Below are 18,783 nucleotides of genomic sequence, written 5' to 3'. Positions count from 1 at the left end.
ATGATTCCGCCTTGAACGTTTCAGCATGTTTCAATAAGGATTCAAATGTCTGTCCAAGAACCACCACCGCTAGCCCTCCCGAAACGCACTGTCGCCAAGATGGAAGCCGCCATGGCGCTGGGCAGCTTTGCCATCGGCACCGGCGAATTCGCCATCATGGGGTTGATGCCGGACATCGCCAGCAACCTGCAACTGAGCGAGCCTGAGGTGGGCCATGCCATCAGTGCCTATGCGCTGGGCGTGATGGTCGGTGCCCCGACGCTGGCGATCCTCGGCGCCAAGCTGCTGCGCAAGCACATGCTGCTGCTGTTGATGGCGCTGTATGCCTTGGGCAACCTGGCCACGGCATTTGCCCCCTCCTTCGGCGGCCTGGTGGCCTTTCGCTTCATCAGCGGCCTGCCCCATGGCGCGTACTTCGGCATTGCGGCGGTGGTGGCATCGAGCATGGTGGCGAACAACCAGCGGGCGGGCGCCGTGGCGCGGGTGATGATGGGCCTGACGTTGGCCATGCTGCTGGGCAACCCGGTTGCGACCTTCCTGGGGCAGTACTTTGGCTGGCGCTCTGCGTTTGTGTTGGTCGGGCTGATTGCCTTGTGCACCATCGCGCTGGTCTGGCGCTTCGTGCCGCAACCGCACGATGAGGTGCGCAGCGACCCGCGCAAGGAACTGCAGGCGTTCGCCCTGCCCCAGGTGTGGATGGCACTGGCCATTGCCTCGATCGGCTTTGCCGGCATGTTCTGTGTGTTCAGCTACCTGGCACCGACCATGCTGCACGTGACCCAGGTGTCGCCGCAGTGGATCCCCTTTGGCCTGGCCGCCTTTGGCGCGGGTGGCATCATTGGCAACATCGCCGGTGGCAAACTGTTCGATCGCCTGCAGTTCCGCGCCGTGGGCCTGGTGTTGGTCTGGTCGATTGCTGTGCTGCTGTTTTTCACCTTCGCGGCACAATCGCTTTGGACGCTGCTGCTGGGCGTCGGCCTGGTCGGCACCATGATTGCCCTGGCCGCGCCGTTGCAGATTCGCCTGATGGATATTGCCCATGAAGCGCCAAGCCTGGCGGCGGCTTCGAACCATGCGGCGTTCAACCTGGCCAACGCGCTTGGGCCGTGGTTGGGTGGCATGGCCATCACCGCGGGGCTGGGCTGGACCAGTACGGGTTACATCGGTGCGGCTACGGCATTGGTCGGTTTGGGGATTTACCTGGTGGCCCGTCGCATGAAGGGGGGGCATTGATCCAATCGAGGTAATGGGGGGCGTGTGGGAGCGGGCTTGCCCCGCGAACACCGGCGAAGCCGGTGCCACGCACCGTGTGCCCCATTCGCGGGGCAAGCCCGCTCCCACAGGCTACGCAGCTTACGGGGCAGTCTGCTAGGCTGCGCCATCGAGCCCCATCTGCCAGAAGTCGGCTTCAAGGCTCGAGGCCTGGCCGAAGATGCCTGCCAGCTCGACGAACCGTTGCTCGGTCATGCTGCGCGCCGCCAGTTCATCCAGGTGCTTGCGCGCATTGGCCGCCACGGCCTGATAGCCCTCCCCGGCATACTCACCAATCCACTCACGGTAAGGGTGCTGGCTCAGGTCGCCAATACGCTGAGCCAACGTGCGCCCGATTTCGGCATAGCCGATCACACAGGGGGCCAACGCCACGTGCAGTTCAAGCAGATCGCCCGCAGCGCCGCAATCGAGCACATAGCGGGTATAGGCCACCGTGGCCTGATGCTCCGGCGCAGCCTGGATATCGGCTTCGGTCAGCCCCCAGCGGGCGCACAGGCGCAGGTGCAGTTCGGTTTCGTCGAGAATCGCCGCCAGGCCTGCCTGGGCGGCACGAATGTCAGCCGGCAGGCGGCTTTTGTAGGCGGCCAGCGCCCAGGCGCGGGCGAACTGGATCAGGAACAGGTAGTCCTGCACCAGGTAAGTCCGAAACGCAGCTTCGCTCAGCGTGCCTTCGCCCATCTGCCGCACGAAATCGTGATCGACATAGCGATTCCACTGGCCGGCGCGGGCGGCTTTGAGGCGATCGAAAATATCCATGCTCACGCCTCCCCCTCATACACGGCATCGAAGAAAGCCAGTTCCAGGGCCACGGTACGCAGGTAGAAGTCGGTGCTCAGCTCAGCCTCCTGCGGCCCCACGCGGTCCAGCTCGGCTTGCAGAAAGGCAACGAAGGCCTGGAACGCCGGGTTGTCGTGCAGGGTGATCCATTCGGCATGCACGAAGTGCTCGGGCAAGGGCTTGGGGGCTTTGATTGCCCAATCCAGGTACAAGCCTTCGGCAACGTTCAGCACAGCCAGCGCGGCGGCATACGAACGGGTGGCCGCAGCTTCGCGCATGATGGCCTTGAAACCTGCGGTTGGGGCAGTGTCGTCGGCTTCTACGCGCTGTGCCGGGCTTACGTCCAGCGCCTCGAAGGCACGCAGGAAATAGGTGTTTTCATCACTCGAGATCATCCCGGCGAACTGGCCGAAGCGCAGGCGTGCCTCGAAGGTGTCGGCGGTCGCGATGGCTGCGCCGAGCAGGGTCAGGAAGCTGTCGAGAAAACGATGATCCTGCACCAGGTAGCGGACCATGATCGGGTCCGGCAGGCTGCCGTCACACAATTGGGTAACGAAACGGTGCCCGACGGCCGCCGACCAGGTCGGCTCGCTTTGGCGACGCAGGGTTTGCGTGAAGCGTTCGGTCATGATGCTGTCCTCTGCAGGGGGTGACAGCGAGACCGTTGCAGCTGGCATGGACTGGCCTCGCAGTGAGGCCGGCAAAAAGGCAGGTCGCAAGTCCCATCCCTTCGCCGGCATGATCCGGATCAGGTTCGAAGGGTCACCGCGCTAAAGCATTCAGCGGTTTCTCAGCCCGTTGCCGGGGCTCCCCTTGGTGGCGCACAGGTATACAGCAGGTACGAAGGTGCTGTCACTACCCAAACAGTGGGCATGGGTACCCCGCTTGTGGGGACTTATACCCATTTTTTGACACCCCATTATTAAGCGCGACTCAGGCGCCGCAAGGATTTGTTTAACAAAGCATTACCGAAACATCTGTTGGCACAGCCGTTGCTCAGGCCCCTAAACCAGGCAAAACGCCATTGATGGCTCCAAGCCATTTAGCCGCGAGCGAGGCACAGGGCAATGAAAACACCTGCCGTGATCCACCCAACCAGGCACGCCTTCAGGCTGTCTTCCGTCACCGTGCTGATGCTCGGCCTTGGGCTGATCCCGGCCATCGCCTCCTCCCTTGATGACGTCAGCCAGCCCCCGCCGACCGACCCGTCGGCTTACTCCAATCAGCCGGCCGACCCGAACCCGGCGTTACTCAATTTGTATACCCTGCCGGAAGCCAACGAAGGCTCACTGGAACTTACCGACGGTGCCTACGGCGACCGCACCACCGTGCGCAAGGACAACGTGCTGCCGCCCGCCCTGCAAACCTCCGAAAAATACCCCACCAACGGTAAACCGAGCCCGCTGTTCGGTGCGCAGCCGTTCACCCAGCAACTGCTGCTGTTCGAAGAGTTCGGCCCCGAGAAGCTCGACCCAAGCATCCCAGTACCGAGCCTGACGTTCCCGGTGCCCACCCTCGGCGCTGCACCTGCGCAAGACCCCAACATCGTCGCCCGCAGCGGCCCTAGTGGCACGGCGCTGGAGGCGTTTCTAAAGCAACCTGGCCTGTACCCTTTCCCGACCCAATACGCCAACGTGCTCGACCGCAACCCCTGGAAGGCGCAGATCGAAATGTTCCTCAACCGCCAACCGGTCGGCTCGCCGGCTGAGGGCCGGCCACCAGGAAAAGGCTGGTCCCATCAGCGCTGGAACGAGTTCTACCCCCAGGCTGCATTCAAGACCGCCCAGGCCGGTGCACGCATCAACCTCGGGCTGCGCGACCGCAAGCAATTGCACAACTATGCGGCCGGCGAGTTCGCGCCGGGCGGGCTGTACTACCAGACCTCGGACATCCCTACCACGCTGGGCACCACCAAGGGCATCGACACCCGTTTTCACCCAAGCATGCCCCTGCAGAACCACAAATCGCTGTGGTCGTTCGATGGCACCTTCCCGCCCAAGCTGCTGATGGTGCGGTATGGCCAGCCGATCCTGATGCGCCACTACAACGCCCTGCCGATCGACCCTTCGGCCAACGGTGGCTTTGGCCTGCACACCCTCTCGACCCACGAGCATAACGGCCACTCACCGGCCGAGAGCGATGGCTTTGCCAATGCCTACTTTTTCCCCGGCCAGTACTACGACTACCGTTGGCCGGTCCAGTTGGCTGGCTACGACACGATCAATACCCGTGCCCAGGACCCGCGTGCAGCGTTCCCTTGCTCACCTGGCGAAACCTTGTTTGTGAATGATGCGTCGCCTGGCCTGAAGACCTGCGAAAACGGCAGCATCAAGATTCGTGGCGACTGGCGCGAAACCATGAGTAGCCACTGGTTCCACGACCACATGATGGATTTCACGGCGCAGAACGTCTACAAAGGCAACGCCGCGATGATGAACTATTACAGCGCCCTGGACCGCGGCAACGAGGCCCTACAGGACGGCGTCAACCTGCGCTTGCCCAGTGGTTCGGGCATGCCCTGGGGCAACCGCGACTATGACGTCAACCTGGTGATCGCCGACAAGGCCTGGGATGCCAACGGCCAGTTGTGGTTCAACCCGTTCAACACCGACGGCTTCCTCGGCGACCAGATCCTGGTCAACTGGCAGTACCAGCCAAAGCTTAAAGTGCGGGCGCGCAGCTACCGTTTCCGCCTGCTCAACGGCTCGGTTTCGCGCTACTTCAAGTTCGCTGTGGTGCGTGAAATCGCCGGCACCAGCGGCGAATTCAAGGGGCCGACCGGTTCCAACCTGTCGTATGCCCGCGTGCCGTTCCACATGATCGCCAACGACGGCAACATCATGGAACACGCCGTGCCGTTCGACGGCACCCTGGACCTCAATGGCGACGGCGACCTCAAGGACAACAACGGCATCCTGCCGGTGCAAGGCATTGCCGAGCGTTACGACATCATCATCAACTTCGCCAAGAACGGCATCAAGGCCGGCGACAAGCTGTACTTCATCAACCTGATGGAGCACCAGTCCGGCAAGGGCCCGAACATGGCCATCGCGCTGGCGGACGTGCTGTCGGAGAAATACAAGGCTGTCATCAAGCAGACCAGCAAGGGCCCGCAATGGGACAATGGCGACCCGGTAGTGGGCAAGTTCCTGCAGTTGCTGGTACAGCCCTACAGTGGCCAGGACCTGAGTATGGACCCAGTTGCCTATGAACCGGCCAAGCCGGGCAAGGCTGCAGGCCTGAAAATGGTTCCGTTGACCCTCGACCGCAACGCCGTTGCCGACCAGGCCAAACTCAAGGATGCTCGCCACCGCGAATTCCTTTTTGGCCGTTCGGATGGTACTGACACTCAGCCCTGGACCATCAAGACCGATGGTGGCTTCGGCTACAGCATGGACCCACGGCGCATCAATGCCGCCCCTCAGTTGGCCAGCCAAGCCACACCCGCCGGTTTCAGCGGCGATGGCACCCTGGAGGTTTGGAAGATCAAGAATGGCGGTAATGGTTGGAGCCACCCAGTCCACGTTCACTTCGAGGAAGGCATCGTGCTCAGCCGCGACGGCAAGGCACCGCCAGAATGGGAGAAATGGGCACGCAAGGACGTCTACCGCATCGGCTCGGAAACCGACTCCTCGGAAGAACTGGATGTGGCAATCCGCTTCCGTGAGTTCGCCGGGACCTACATGGAGCACTGCCACAACACCCAGCATGAGGATTCGTCCATGCTGCTGCGCTGGGACCTGGAACACCCTGGCCAATTCCAGGTGATGCCAACCCCGTTGCCGGGTTGGGACGGCGTAGAATACGTCGCCTCCGTTGGCCTGCCGACCTTCCGCACGGCTGCCCATGACGATGATGACGATGTCAACAAGCCACCGGTTGCGGTCAGCGACAGTGCAGCCACCACAGCAGGCAAGGCACTTACGCTGAGTGTGCTGGCCAACGACACCGACCCCGAGCGCAATCTGCCCTTGACCATCATTGGCTTGAGCCAGCCGGACTCTGGCCAGGGTACCACCAGTACCAATGGCACCACGGTGACTTACACACCACCGGCCACTGTCGCCACGCCGTTCACTGCCAGCTTCACCTACTCGGCACGTGATACCAAAGGTGCCGAGTCGGTGGTCCCGGCCACGGTCAGCGTTGCAGTAAGCCCCGCAGCACCCGTCGACGTTATCCAGGTCAGCAGTGCCTCGGTGCAATTGCGCAGCGGCAACCGTTACACCTGGGAGCTGATAGGGACGACCTCGATCGCCACCGGCAACAGCATCAATGTGTCGGTGGCAACCACCAACGGCCCGCTGAACCTGGGCGCGGCCACGCTGACCGCAGCCACCACCGGTGCCCGTTGGCGGGTGTCGGTCACCACCACCGGCTACGGCCCGGCAACGCCCGCAACGGCGACCGTGAAATCGACGCTGGGGCAAAGCGTGACGGTGCCGATCAGTTACAAGTAATCGCTTGGCGAAACGGGGCTGCTGCGCAGCCCCACTGGCTCACCTTCCGAGGCGTGCATCATGACCGGCTCATGGCGTGTTCTGCTCGTGCTGTCGCTGTTCGCTGCCAGTGTCCCGTTCTGGCCCGTACAGCCCCAGCAAGCCCCTACCAACGAAGCTGCTACGCCCTGGGGCGCCGACTACTTCCCCAATACCCCCCTGCTCACTCAGGATGGCGAAAAGGTCCGCTTCTTCGACGACCTGGTTAAGGACAAGGTCGTCGCCATCAACTTCATCTTCACCGGCTGCTCCGATTCCTGCCCGGTTGAAACCGCCCGCCTGCGCCAGGTGCAGAAGATCCTCGGCGACCGCGTAGGCAAGGATATATTCCTCTACTCCATCAGCATCGACCCCTACAACGACACCCCCGCCACCCTCAAACGCTACGCCGAAAAATTCGCCATCGGCCCCGGGTGGACCTTGCTCACCGGCGAGCCCGACGACATCGAGCAATTGCGCAGAAGCCTGGGCCTGTACATAGAGGGCCTGGAAAACGGCCGCTCCAAAGACCACAACCTGAGCTTGATCATCGGCAACCAGGCCACCGGCCGCTGGATGAAAGCCTCGCCCTTCGAAAGCCCCTATATCCTCGCCGACCGCCTGGGCAACAGCCTGCACAACTGGAAACAAGCCAGCGCCATGGCCAACGACTATGCCCAGGCGCCGGAAGTGCGCTCGCCCAGCAGTGGCGAGCAGATCTTCCGTACCCGCTGCTCCTCCTGCCACACCTTGGGCAACACCGAGCCCGGTATGCAACAGGGCATCGGCCCCGACTTGCTGGGGGTAACCCGCCAACGCGATGCCAGCTGGTTGAGCCGTTGGCTGAAAGCGCCTGACCAGATGCTTGCACAGAAAGACCCGCTGGCCATGCTGCTGTATGAGCAGTACAACCGCCTGGCGATGCCCAACCTGCGCCTGGGCGATGCCGAGGTCAGCGCGTTGATGGCCTATATGGAAGAAGAAACCACGCGCCTGCAGACGCCTTTGACGGATACGGCAAAACCTTAGAAGCAATTGGCCATCAGTCATTAGCCTGTCATCTTGCTGTCGTATTTTGCCGGCATCACCCTGGGTCGGGACCCTCCGCCGTGATTCGCCGCTCGCTCTCTTCTGCAAGCCTTCTGCGCCTGTTGGTCCTGATGCTGTGTGCAGCCACCCTGGCCTTTCTCTGGGGGCTGCACGTTTCGCAGAAGGCCGCCGCACGCCAGGATGCACTGTCGGCCAAGGCTGCCGAACACCTGAACCTGGCCAGCATTGTCGCGCAGAGCCTGCGCCAGCTGGTCGACCGGGCCCAGGCCGTGGGCCGCGTCACCCAGGGCGACATGAAGGCGCTGCGCCAGGGCAACGCCAACCTGGCGCGGCTGCTCGCCGAAGACCCGGTGTTCAAACGCATGAGCCTGTACGACCGGCAGGGTCGGCTGGTGTCGGCCAGCCATGCCGACGAGGCCGCGACACTGCCTGAAGACTGGCTGCGCCAGTTGCAGTTGCACGTGGCCCGCTATGGCTTCAAACCCTTCCTGCCCAGCGCCGAAGCACCCGGCATCAACGCCATGCCTAGCTGGCGCCTGCCGTTCATAATGCCGCTGACCGACCTGCCTGGCCGTGAAATCGACAGCATCCTCGTGGTGCAACTGGACATCGGCTACCTGGCGGTACTGTTCCAGCACATCGACCTGGGCAGCACGGGCCTGATGCGCCTGCTGCAGGACGATGGCCAGGAACGCCTGCGCATCGACGCCAGTGGCGTGCTGATGGCCGCAGACAACCTCGAGCCCGGGCTGCCACAAGCGGGGCCAGACGCCGGGGCGCTGACCCAGTACTCACCCGGTGGCGCCTACCAGAGCCTGTACCGGCGGGTTGCCGAACGCGGCTTCAGCGTGGTGGTCAGCCAGCGCTACGAAGCGATTCTTGCGCCCTCGACGCAGGCCTACGCCCGCCAGTTCTGGCTGAACCTCAGCATGACCCTGATGATTCTCGCCAGCCTGGCCTGGACCTTGCGCCTGCTGCGCAAACGCCAGGAAGCGTTCAGTGCCCTGGAGCATGCGCAACAGGTCAACCAGCAACTGATCGAGCGGCTCGAGGAGGCCCACCGGCGCAGCAGCCATGCCGCCGCCACCGATCACCTCAGCGGCCTGCACAACCGCCGCCAGTTCGTCGAGGTGGCGGGGTTTGCGCTGACCCGACAACGGGGCCAGCGCCGGCTGATGGCGATCCTGTTCATCGACATGGACCGTTTCAAGTCGATCAACGATTCACTCGGTCACAAGATCGGCGACCTGCTGCTGCAAGCCGTGGCCGGGCGTATTCAGCGCCTGCTGGAGCCCGGCGACGAGGCCTCGCGCTTTGGCGGTGACGAGTTCGTGGTGCTGCTAGCCGGGCAGCGCAGCGAAGAGCAGATCAACGCCTGGGTACGCGAACTGGTGCAGAAACTCTCGGCCACCTATGCCCTGGATGGCCAGGAGGTCAACACCAGCCCCAGTGTCGGTGTCAGCATCTGCCCACGCGATGGCCAGGAGATCGACAGCCTGATCCGCTGCGCCGATGCCGCCATGTACTCGGCCAAGCAGGCCGGGCGTGCCCAGTACCGCTTCTTCGACCCCTCGCTGAACCTGATCGATATCCATGCCTTCACCCTCGAACAGGCCTTTGGCGCAGCCCTGGCCGAGCACCAGTTCGTCCTGCACTACCAGCCGCAGATCCGCCTCGATACCCACCAGGTGCTGGGCTACGAGGCTCTGGTGCGTTGGGACCACCCTGAATTCGGCCTGCTCTACCCGGACCGCTTCATCGACCTGGCCGAGCGCAGCGGCTTCATCATCGAGCTCGGCTGGGAGGTGCTGCGCCTGGCCTGCGAGGCACTGGCGCGCTGGCACGCCCAGGGCCGTGAAGCACGCCTGGCGGTCAACGTCTCGGCGCTGCAACTGCGCCAGGCAGACTTCAGCACGCGGCTGCTAAGCCAGTTGCAGGGGTACGGAATTGCCGCGCAACGGCTGGAGCTGGAGATCACCGAAACCACCATCCTCGACCCCGAGGGCACTGCAGTCGGCCACTTGCACCGCCTGCGCGACGCGGGCCTGGGCATCAGCCTGGACGATTTCGGGCGCGGTTATGCGGGCTTTGCCCACCTGCATTCGCTGCCGTTGAGCAAGTTGAAGATCGACCGCTCGCTGATTGCGCCGCTGTCCAACAGCCACGACGACAGCCCGATCGTCTCCTCCACCATCATCCTGGCCAAGCGCCTGGGCCTGGAGGTGGTCGCCGAGGGCGTGGAAACCCGCGAGCAAGTGGTGTGCCTGAAGCTCGCCGGTTGCGACATCGCTCAGGGGTATCACTTCAGCCGCCCGCTGTCGCCGGCGCAACTGCTCGACTACCCGCCTTTCAACGGCATCGAGGACTTGGTGGCAGCGGGTTCACCCGCGTATACACTCGAAACCAGTGCCATGGGCCACAGCGGCTAAGTGTGCCAGGACATACCCGCCGATTCGGTTTATCGTGTCACCACTGAATACCGGCTACCGCACCATGACCGACATCGAGCGCTACGTCCGCGCCGCCACCCGCGACAACACGCGGCGCAGCTACCAGGCTGCCATCGACCATTTCGAGACCCAATGGGGCGGCTTTCTGCCGGCCACTGCCGAGGCGGTAGCCCGCTACCTGGCCGACCACGCCGGACAGCACGCCGTGAGCACCCTGCGCCAACGCCTTGCGGCCCTTAGCCAATGGCATATCAGCCAGGGCTTCCCTGACCCGACCAAGGCAGCGCTGGTGCGCCAGGTGCTACGCGGTATCCGCACCCTGCACCCGACCCCTCCGAAGCAGGCCGCACCGCTGTTGCTGCAGCACCTGCAAACGGCGGTGCAGTGCTTCGAGGACGAAGCTCGCCAGGCACTCGAAAACCATGACCTGACCGCGCTGCGCCGCGCACGTCGCGATGCCGCGTTGCTGTTGCTGGGGTTCTGGCGAGGGTTTCGCGGTGATGAGCTGGCCCGGCTGCGCATCGAACATATCCAGGCCGAGGCGGGTGTCGGCATCACGCTGTTCCTGCCGCGCAGCAAGGGCGACCGGGAAGCGCTTGGCGTGCAGCACCGCACACCGGCACTCAAGGCGCTGTGCCCGGTCACCGCCTACCTGCAATGGCTGGAAGTGGCCGGCATCGCGCATGGCCCGGTGTTTCGCAAGCTCGACCGCTGGGGCAACCTCGGCGACGCGCCGCTCAACAGCAACAGCCTGGTCGGCCTGCTCAGGCGCATGCTGGAGCGTGCCGGGGTGCCGGCGGCGTTGTACACCGGCCACTCCCTGCGCCGCGGTTTCGCCACCTGGGCCACGGCCAATGGTTGGGAGCTGAAGGCGTTGATGAGCTACGTGGGCTGGAAAGACGCCAAGTCGGCGCTGCGCTACATCGATGCAGCGCAGCGCTTTGGCGAGCTGGCCGTGTTACCGGCCAGCCGGATGCATCAGCTCACTCCTTGAAGGCGTGGCGGTGGATGCCAGCGATCTCCGGGCGAATGGCGTAGAGGTCGCCGGCATCCGGATAGTGCCGCAGTTCAACCGCGTTCATGCCGAAACGCGCCGTGGTGATGTACAAGGTGGCCATGCCTTCGCCGCCAAAGCAGCAACTGGTCGGGCGTGGCACCGGCATCACCACCTGGTCGGTCAGGTGGCCGTTACGGTCGTAACGCAACAGGCAACTGCCATTGAACTGGCAGACCCACAGCCCGCCCTCACGGTCCAGCGCAATGCCATCCGGGCGGCCCAGCTCGGCGGGGGTTTCGGCGAACAGCACGACTTCGGCCAGGCGGCCTTCCGGCAGGTATTCGGCGCGGTAGATGGAACGGGCGACCGAGTCGACGAAGTACACGGTGTGCCCATCTTCCGACCAGGCCAGGCCATTGGGCAGTGCCATGCCGTCGTGGATCACCTCGTCGCTCAGCTGTGCCTCGAAACGGAACAAGGCACCGGTATTGCCGCTGGGCGCTTCGTCCATCAGGCCGCTGACAAAACGCCCCTGGGGGTCGCAGGCGCCATCGTTGAAGCGGTAGGTTGAACGCGGATGGACCGGCACGGAACACTGCCGCACCTTGCGCGCGTTCACGTCAAGAATGGCGACGCTGGAGTCTTCGGTGAAGATCAGGTTGCCCTTGTCGGTCAACGCCAGGGCACCAATGCGCGCCGCCGATTCATACAGGCTCTCGACCTCACCATCCGGGTTCAGCCGATTGATGCGCCCACCGGAGATGTCGACGAAGTACAGCGCGCCGCTGTGCACGTCCCAGACCGGGCTTTCGCCCAAGTCGGCACGGGTGTTGGCGACCTTGACCGGCACATAGTGGCATTCCTTGATACGGCTCCAGCGTTCGGCCACTTCCTTGAGGTTGCCCGCCTGCACCCGCGCCAGGTCGCGCGGGTAGCTGACGCCGCTGTTCTCGGTGAAACGGGTGGCGGTGAACTGCCCGTTGCTGGCACGCAGGATGTACCCCGTGTCACGGCACAGTGAACTGGCCAGGTACAACACCCCCGGCGTGACCCATTCGGGCTTGAGCTCTTCCGGTGCGTCGGTCACGCCCCACATGCGGGTCTTGGCCACGGGCGAGATGGCATTGACCAGAATGCCGTGCTCCTGCCCTTCCATGCTCAACGCGTTCATGATGCCGACCTGGGCCATCTTGCCGGCCGAGTAGGCCACCAGGCCGGGCTGCGAATAGCGCTGGTACATGGCGCGGTCCGAGGTGGTCAGCACCACACGCGGCGCCGCCGAGTGCTTGAGGTACTTCCAGGCATGCTTGGCCAGCCACACCGGGGCGTGCACGCTGATGCCCAGCGCACGCTGAAGAAAGCCCTCTTCCTGCGCCTCGATCCCCTGGTAATCGACCCAACCAGCATTGTGAATGAGGATGTCCAGCGAGCCGAAATGCTCGATGGCCAGCTCGATCAACTGCTGGCATTCACGTTCGTCTTCCAGTTGCCCGGCATGGGCGACCACGTTGCAGCCCTTGGCCTGCAGGGCCTCGAGCGCCTGGTCCAGTGCTGACGGGTCTTGCCCTTGGCCAGCGCGGTCAGTCCCCAGGTCGCTGATCACCACCCGGGCGCCACGCTCGGCCAGCGCCATGGCATAGGCCAGGCCCAGCCCTTGGGCGGCACCGGTAATGATGGCAACTTTATTATTGAAAGGGTCTGTCATGGGCATTGCGGGGCACCTTCAGATTCTCCTTTTTTACGATAACAATAAAAAAATCAATGACTTAATATTAAAAGCATGCAACTTTGATATCTCAGGGATATCACCGGGCTTTGTCACTCGGGTGCCACGCACTATGATGGCCGCCTTGCAGGGGCGGCCCGGCCGCCTTCCGGGCACCCTGCATGTCGATGAAGGAACGTAGAATGATCGAAACACGTTTGCTCAGGCAGTTCATTGCCGTGGCCGAGGAACTGCACTTCCACAAGGCTGCCATCCGCCTGCACATGGCGCAGCCGCCCCTGAGCCAAGCGATCAACCGCCTTGAAGAAAAGCTCGGCTTCAGCCTGTTCTTGCGCAACAAGCGTGGGGTCAAGCTGACCGCCGCCGGCATGGCCTTCCTGGAAACCGCCTACCGCACGCTCAAGGAACTGGAGCAAGGCATCGAGTACGCGCGCAATGTTTCCGAAGGCATCTGCGGCAAGCTGACCATCACGGCCATTTCCATCGCGTACTACGAGTCGCTGCTCACCACCTTGCGCAGGTTCCGCGAGGTCTACCCGAATGTGCGCCTGACCATCCGGGAGATGCCCTCAGCCTCCCAGGCCAAGGCCTTGTTGGCCGGCGAAGCCGACATCGGCTTCATGCGTAAACTGCCGATGCCGCCCGACATCATCGCATCGCGGCTGTTGCTGAACGAGCAGATCATCATGGCCCTGCCGGCCAGCCACGCCAAAGCGCAGCAGCCCCTGGTCGACCTGCGCGACTTCGCCGAAGAGGACTTCGTGTTCACCCCGCAAGCCCTGGGCAGTGGCTACCACAGCCAGTTGATCGCCCTGTGCGAGTCGGCCGGTTTCTACCCCAAGGTTGTCCAGGAAGCGGCGCAGATCCATACCTTGATCGGCCTGGTGGCCTGTGGTTTCGGCGTGGCCCTGGTGCCCGAGTCGATCGCCTACTCCACGCTGCGCGACCGTGTGCAGTTCCGGCCGATACGCCCGATCAAGGACCAGCCGACCCCGACCATGGGCCTGTACATGAACTGGAACACTCAGAACGCCTCGCCTGCCTTGGGCAGCTTCATCGCCATGCTCGACCAGGGCGCGCCGAAGCGCTTCAGCGACACCCTGCAGAGCCCTTTGATCCTGTAGCCCTACAGCGTCAGGCGATACTCCTGCAGCCAGGTATCGAGCGCCAAGGCGGTCTCCAGGTTGTTGCGCCGCAGCTGCGAGTTGAAGTAGCCCTCGGGCTGGCGCAACTCGGCGGCCAGCTGGCCACGGTCGATGACCTGAAACACCGGCTGGCCTGGCGCATTCAGCAACTGCCCGATGCGCCCCCGCAGGAAGCGTTCATAGGCCAGGTTGGCCGACGTCGGGTACGGGCTCTTGCGCCGCTGCAACACCGCAGGCGGCACCAGGCCGGCGCTGGCTTGCTTGAGCAACCATTTTTCCTCGCCATCCTTGCCCTTGATCGACCACGGCACGTTGTACACGTACTCCACCAAGGTGTGGTCCGTGAACGGCACCCGCACTTCGAGGCTGGCGGCCATGCTCAGGCGGTCCTTGCGGTCGAGCAGAATCGGCAGCCAACGCTGCAGGTGCATGTGGCAGATCTCGCGCATGCGCCGCTCCAGCGGGCTGTCACCCGGCAGGTGCTCGACGCTGTCCATGGCCTGGTGATAGCAGCTGTCCTGATAGCCGGCAAAGTCGCAGGTACGGTTGAACTCCGGGTTGATCAGCCCAGGCTGCAGCAGTTGCATGCGCGACAACCAAGGGAAGCGCGCTGCCGCCACGGCCTGCGGATCGCGGAACCAGGCATAGCCGCCAAATACCTCGTCTGCCGCCTCACCGGATATTGCCACCGTAGAGTGCGCGCGGATGGCCTTGAACAGCAGGTACAGCGAGGTATCCACGTCGCCGAAGGTTGCCGCGCTGTCATTGGCGCGGTACACCGCCAGACGCGCTGCGTCCGCTACCAGCTCGCGGTTGTCGATCAGGATGGTCTGGTGCTGGCTGCCGATGTACTGCGCGGCAGCCAGGGCGTAAGGTTGATCGCGCTCCGGGCGAAACGCGTCGCTCTGAAACTGTTCGGCCTGGCCGACGAAATCCACCGAGAACGAGTTCACCGCCCCGCCCTGCTCCGCCTGAAGCCGTTGTTGCGCCATGGCGGTGAGCAGGGTCGAGTCCAGGCCACCGGACAGCAGCGAGCAGACCGGCACATCGGCGTGCAGCTGCTCGCCCAGCGCGTTGTCGAGCAGCTCGCGAGTGCGCTCGACCGTGGTCGCCAGGTCGTCCTCGTGCGCTCGGCGTTGCAGTTGCCAATAGCGGCTGATTCTGACCTGCCCCTGGGGCCGCAAGGACAACCGATGCCCGGGCGGCAGTTCGCTGACCCCGCGCAACGCCGTGCGGGTGGTACCCCGGCTCAGGCTCAGGGCATCCACCAGGCCGACCGCGTCCAGGGCACTGGCGAAGTCGGGGTGCGCCAGCACCGCCTTGATCTCCGAGCCGAACAGCAGCCCCTGCTGGTGGCGGGCGTAGTACAGCGGCTTGACCCCCAGGCGATCACGTACCAGCAGGAAATGGCCATCGCGCCCGTCGAACACGGCAAAGGCGAACATGCCATTGAGGTAGTCGCAGCACTGCTCGCCCCACTCCAGGTAAGCGTGCAGCACCACTTCGGTGTCGCTGTGCGTCTGAAAGGTGTGCCCGGCCTGGCGCAGGCGCTCGCGCAGGGCATTGTGGTTATAGACCTCGCCGGTATACACCAGCGCCACTTCCTCACCACTGGCGAAGCGGTAGGTCATCGGCTGCACGCCACCGCTCAGGTCGATGATCGCCAGGCGCCGGTGGCCCAGCAAGGCATGCCGGTGCTGCCAGCTGCCGCTGGCATCTGGCCCGCGCAGGGCCAGGGTGTCGGTCATGGCGCCGAGCACCTGGCGCTGTTGGCTCAGGTCGCGGGTGTAGTCCACCCAGCCGGTAATTCCGCACATGGCTCGCTCCTTACACCTGAAGACGGCGGGTAGGCAGCAGGCCGATCAACGCCTGTAGCCGTTTGGCGATGTCCAGCAGCTGCTGCTCGCTGTCGCGTCGGCCCATGATCTGGATGGCCAACGGCGCCTTGCCGTCGGCACTGAGGGCAACCGGCACGGTGATGGCTGGCAGGCCGCTGAAACTGGCCAGTGGGGTGAAGCCGATCTTCTGCGGGTAATCGTGATCGTGGGGTGACGGAATGGTCGAGTCACCCGGTTGCGGGTTGCGCCGGTCGAATGGCCGGTTCGGGTCCATCGGAAAGACCACGAAGTCCACCTGGGCGCTGTCGAACCAGGCATCGATGCCCCCGCGCACGGCGTCCATGCGCCCATGAATGCGCTGATAATCGCTGTCGCTCACCCCTTCACCGACCTTGAGCGCACTGAGGGTCGACCAGTGCAGTTCGCTGTCGAAGCGGCGTGCCCAGGCGGCCGAGGCCAGCCAGGCGTCACGCGCACACAGCTGCCAGGCATCGCCACGGCAGGCCCACAGTTCCGGCATGGCGACGTCGCGCGGCGTCATGCCCAGGTCGGCAAAGGCGGTTCGGGCCTGGCCCAGCATGTCGAGCATGGGCGCGCTGGTCAGTGCCGGGTCCAGGGCGTGCGCCAACAGGCCAACTCGGTAGTGCGGCTTGAGCGGTTGCTGATCCCCCAGCAGCGGTGCCAGGCCCAGCCATGGCAGTAGCAAGTCGAGGTCGTCGGCACTGCGGGTGACCCAACCGAGGGCGTCCATGCGTGGCGACAGTGGGAATACCCCGGCTAGGCTGGCGGCCTTCTGGGTCATGCGCAAGCCGACCATGCCGCAGTGCGATGCCGGCCAGCGCACCGAACCGAGTACATCGGTACCCAACGAAATATCGCACAGGCCCGCCGCCACGGAGACCGCAGACCCTGTACTGGACCCTGACGGATCGATGCTCGGGTAGTGCGGGTTGCGACAGCCTGCGCCGAACGCAATGTTCAACTCGGTGGTCGCCACTTTGCTGGTCAGCACGATGCGCGAATCGAGGCAGGTCAGCGCCTTGGCGCTGCGCTGCGGGTAGTGACGGTAGCTGCGCAGCCCCAGACGGGTCGGCAGGCCGGCGACATCCACGGTGTCCTTGACCCCCAGCCGAAACCACGGTGCCTCGGCCGGGCGGGTGCTGGTCAGGCACCGATAGTGGCTGTCGGCATGGTCGCGCCAGGCGTCGTACTGCGCGGCCCAGTCAGCCGCCAGCGCGGGGCTGCGCTGCAGCAGTTCGAGGCGCTTGCGCAGGCTGAGGCCAAGGTATTCGGGTTGCTCGCGGCCACTGTCCAGCGGCGCACCGCAGTGGTTCAGGTAATGGGCGATGGTGTTCTGGGTATCAGCGTGGCTCATGGGTGTATTCCTTGACAGAAGTTGCGGCCGCCCACGGCTGGGGCTTGCCGGTGGCAGACAGAGGCAGATGGGCGACCCGGCGCACGGCGACCGGTCGCGGGTGGTGCGCTGGCCAGTGTGTGAACGCTTCACGCACTGCCCGCTCGGTCAACGTTGCCGAGCTGAACAGCACTTCAAACGCCTCGGCGCGCAGCGCATCGCGCACCGCCACGCAGGCCAGGGTCGGGCAGTGCAGTTGCTGGCTCAGCTCGCTGGCCACACGTGCCAGGTCGAGCCGTACCCCGTTGACCTTGATCAGGCTGCTGGCACGGCCCAGCCATTGAAAGCGTCGGGCGTCCAACGCCAGCACCAGGTCATCGCAACGGTGACGGCTGGCCGGTGCCGCAGCCCCCTGCTCCCGGGCGATACGCGGGCTGCTGACTTCCAGCGGGCTCGGCGCGCCGATCGGGCTGAGCAACGTGACGTCGCCCAACAGCGTCCAGGGTTGCTCCGCGTTGCTTTGCGCATCCAGCTCGCGAACGGCCATGGCGCCGGTTTCGGTGGCGCCCAGCAGTTCGATGAAGCGCACCTGCGGCCCGGCAAGGCGCTGGACGATGGCCAAGGCGTCGGGGGGCAGCAGCGAAGCGCTGTGCACCACCAGCACCGAGCGCCGTGCCGACAGGCGCGCCAACAGGGTGGGCAACAGCCGCCAGGTACTGGCAATGGCGAGGATCACACAAGGCCCGTCGCCATCGAGTTGCGGCAATACCTGCTGCTCCAGGGAGCAGGCTTGCAGCCGCGCGTTCAGCCATTGCGCGCCGACCTCGCCCAGGATCATGCCGTAGCTGTGCGTGCTCGGCGCAAATGACAGGACCTCGGTCGCGCCAGCCGCCCAGTGGCCGAGTATCAAGGCCGCCTCCTGGGTCATCTGCGCGTGGCTGCGCAGCCACTGGCGGGGCACACCGGTAGAGCCCGATGTGGTGAACAAATGGTCGCTGCTCATTCAGCGGCCTGCAGGGTCAATTGATCTTCAAGCTTCTGGGCGACGAACGTTTCCATCTTCTCCAAGGTTTCAAACCAGTAGCGGACATCGTCACTCAGGTAATCCACTTCGATTTCAAAACAGCCTTCAATGGCGGTAATGACTTCGACGGCCATCAGGCTGTCGAAACGCTCGCCAATGAAGTCGCGAAAACTATCCTGTTTCTCGATGGCAAGGACTTCGTCGCCCAGTAACTGCGCCAATGCCTGACGAATACGCTGTTCAATAGATAAGTTGCTCACGGGCCTGTTGTTCCTTGTGGGTTGCCGGCATTGATAAGTTCCGCTCCCGTGCTGTAGAACACCTGTTCCGGCAGGATCGGGTCGAACTGCAGATAGACAAAAGCATCCGGGTAGTGCGTGGCTAGGCAGCGGTGCAGGCCCTCAGCCAATACCGCGTGGGCTATTGCATCGCGCGCCACCGACAAGGTGATGCGCAGGTAGAACTGCAAGGCGGCGCCGTCACCGTCCACGGTAGGCAACGGCATGCCCGCGCCGAACACGCAGCCAGGCGTCAGCGGGTTGAAAAACACCATGCAGTGCGCAGGCTCGGCACCCAGCGCCTTGAGCTGGCGCGTGAAGGCCAGGGCCAGGCGCTTGCGTTCAATGGCCTGCAGCGGCGCGCAGGTAACAGTGATGGTCGGCATGCCTGCTC

The 18,783-nt window shown here is 64.2% G+C and carries 14 protein-coding genes, 1 pseudogene and 1 riboswitch; of the genes and pseudogenes, 6 read left to right on the top strand and 9 right to left on the bottom strand.

Features of this window, described 5'->3' with window-relative positions; genetic code table 11:
* Positions 1-45 precede the first annotated feature (45 nt).
* Positions 46-1,233: an MFS transporter gene (locus tag PC358_RS04265; RefSeq protein ID WP_033697782.1), complete on the top strand. Its 1,188-nt coding sequence runs from the start codon at positions 46-48 to the stop codon at positions 1,231-1,233.
* A 135-nt stretch (positions 1,234-1,368) separates the two neighbouring features.
* Here the strand turns inward: PC358_RS04265 and tenA are convergent, their stop codons facing one another.
* Both tenA and PC358_RS04255 read right to left on the bottom strand, forming a co-directional pair.
* Entirely contained in the window at positions 1,369-2,028 is a 660-nt protein-coding gene (gene tenA / locus PC358_RS04260) for a thiaminase II (RefSeq protein ID WP_033697781.1), read from the bottom strand.
* A 2-nt stretch (positions 2,029-2,030) separates the two neighbouring features.
* On the bottom strand, positions 2,031-2,678 hold the full coding sequence (locus PC358_RS04255; protein ID WP_033697780.1) for a TenA family protein: 648 nt from the start codon (positions 2,676-2,678) through the stop codon (positions 2,031-2,033).
* Between the two features lie 79 nt (positions 2,679-2,757).
* Positions 2,758-2,873, bottom strand: a riboswitch (TPP riboswitch).
* Positions 2,874-3,116: 243 nt separating this feature from the next.
* Between PC358_RS04255 and PC358_RS04250 the strand changes: the two genes are divergently transcribed.
* The 4 genes from PC358_RS04250 (at position 3,117) to PC358_RS04235 (ending at position 11,021) form a co-directional block, all read left to right on the top strand.
* Positions 3,117-6,509 (top strand): Ig-like domain-containing protein, encoded by a 3,393-nt coding sequence (locus PC358_RS04250; protein WP_033697779.1) that lies wholly within the window; start codon positions 3,117-3,119, stop codon positions 6,507-6,509.
* A 60-nt stretch (positions 6,510-6,569) separates the two neighbouring features.
* Positions 6,570-7,556, top strand: coding sequence for an SCO family protein (locus tag PC358_RS04245; protein ID WP_033697778.1), 987 nt, complete (start codon positions 6,570-6,572; stop codon positions 7,554-7,556).
* Positions 7,557-7,636: 80 nt separating this feature from the next.
* Positions 7,637-10,006 carry a putative bifunctional diguanylate cyclase/phosphodiesterase gene (locus PC358_RS04240; protein WP_050506050.1) on the top strand — a complete coding sequence of 790 codons (2,370 nt, stop codon included), beginning with the start codon at positions 7,637-7,639 and terminating at the stop codon, positions 10,004-10,006.
* A 34-nt stretch (positions 10,007-10,040) separates the two neighbouring features.
* Positions 10,041-11,021 carry a site-specific integrase gene (locus PC358_RS04235; protein WP_081874709.1) on the top strand — a complete coding sequence of 327 codons (981 nt, stop codon included), beginning with the start codon at positions 10,041-10,043 and terminating at the stop codon, positions 11,019-11,021.
* On the opposite strand, the gene PC358_RS28320 is transcribed toward PC358_RS04235, so the two are convergent.
* A complete protein-coding gene (locus tag PC358_RS28320) occupies positions 11,011-11,874 on the bottom strand; it encodes an SMP-30/gluconolactonase/LRE family protein (protein WP_476748383.1) in 864 nt (287 codons plus the stop codon). The two genes, PC358_RS04235 and PC358_RS28320, sit on opposite strands and share 11 nt — an antisense overlap.
* 216 nt (positions 11,875-12,090) lie before the next feature.
* Positions 12,091-12,729: pseudogene (locus tag PC358_RS28315) on the bottom strand (SDR family NAD(P)-dependent oxidoreductase); the annotation flags it as partial.
* 203 nt (positions 12,730-12,932) lie between these two features.
* Here PC358_RS28315 and PC358_RS04220 point away from each other — a divergent pair.
* Positions 12,933-13,874 (top strand): LysR family transcriptional regulator, encoded by a 942-nt coding sequence (locus tag PC358_RS04220; protein ID WP_033697770.1) that lies wholly within the window; start codon positions 12,933-12,935, stop codon positions 13,872-13,874.
* 2 nt (positions 13,875-13,876) lie between these two features.
* Here the strand turns inward: PC358_RS04220 and asnB are convergent, their stop codons facing one another.
* From asnB to PC358_RS04195, 5 genes are read right to left on the bottom strand one after another with little or no spacing between them, the layout of a single operon-like run.
* Complete coding sequence (gene asnB, locus PC358_RS04215) at positions 13,877-15,712, bottom strand: asparagine synthase (glutamine-hydrolyzing) (protein WP_033697768.1); 1,836 nt, start codon at positions 15,710-15,712, stop codon at positions 13,877-13,879.
* A gap of 10 nt (positions 15,713-15,722) precedes the next feature.
* Positions 15,723-17,108, bottom strand: coding sequence for an amidase (locus tag PC358_RS04210; RefSeq protein ID WP_033697766.1), 1,386 nt, complete (start codon positions 17,106-17,108; stop codon positions 15,723-15,725).
* Positions 17,095-18,090: an AMP-binding protein gene (locus tag PC358_RS04205; RefSeq protein WP_033697764.1), complete on the bottom strand. Its 996-nt coding sequence runs from the start codon at positions 18,088-18,090 to the stop codon at positions 17,095-17,097. Before PC358_RS04205 ends, PC358_RS04210 begins: the two co-directional genes overlap by 14 nt.
* Positions 18,087-18,371 carry an acyl carrier protein gene (locus PC358_RS04200; protein WP_033697761.1) on the bottom strand — a complete coding sequence of 95 codons (285 nt, stop codon included), beginning with the start codon at positions 18,369-18,371 and terminating at the stop codon, positions 18,087-18,089. The genes PC358_RS04205 and PC358_RS04200 overlap by 4 nt, the downstream gene beginning before the upstream one ends.
* Positions 18,368-18,775, bottom strand: coding sequence for a hypothetical protein (locus tag PC358_RS04195; protein WP_033697759.1), 408 nt, complete (start codon positions 18,773-18,775; stop codon positions 18,368-18,370). The genes PC358_RS04200 and PC358_RS04195 overlap by 4 nt, the downstream gene beginning before the upstream one ends.
* Positions 18,776-18,783 lie beyond the last annotated feature (8 nt).

This window comes from Pseudomonas capeferrum (assembly GCF_000731675.1).
Classification (GTDB): domain Bacteria; phylum Pseudomonadota; class Gammaproteobacteria; order Pseudomonadales; family Pseudomonadaceae; genus Aquipseudomonas; species Aquipseudomonas capeferrum.
This window is presented reverse-complemented; position numbering and strand designations above follow the sequence as displayed.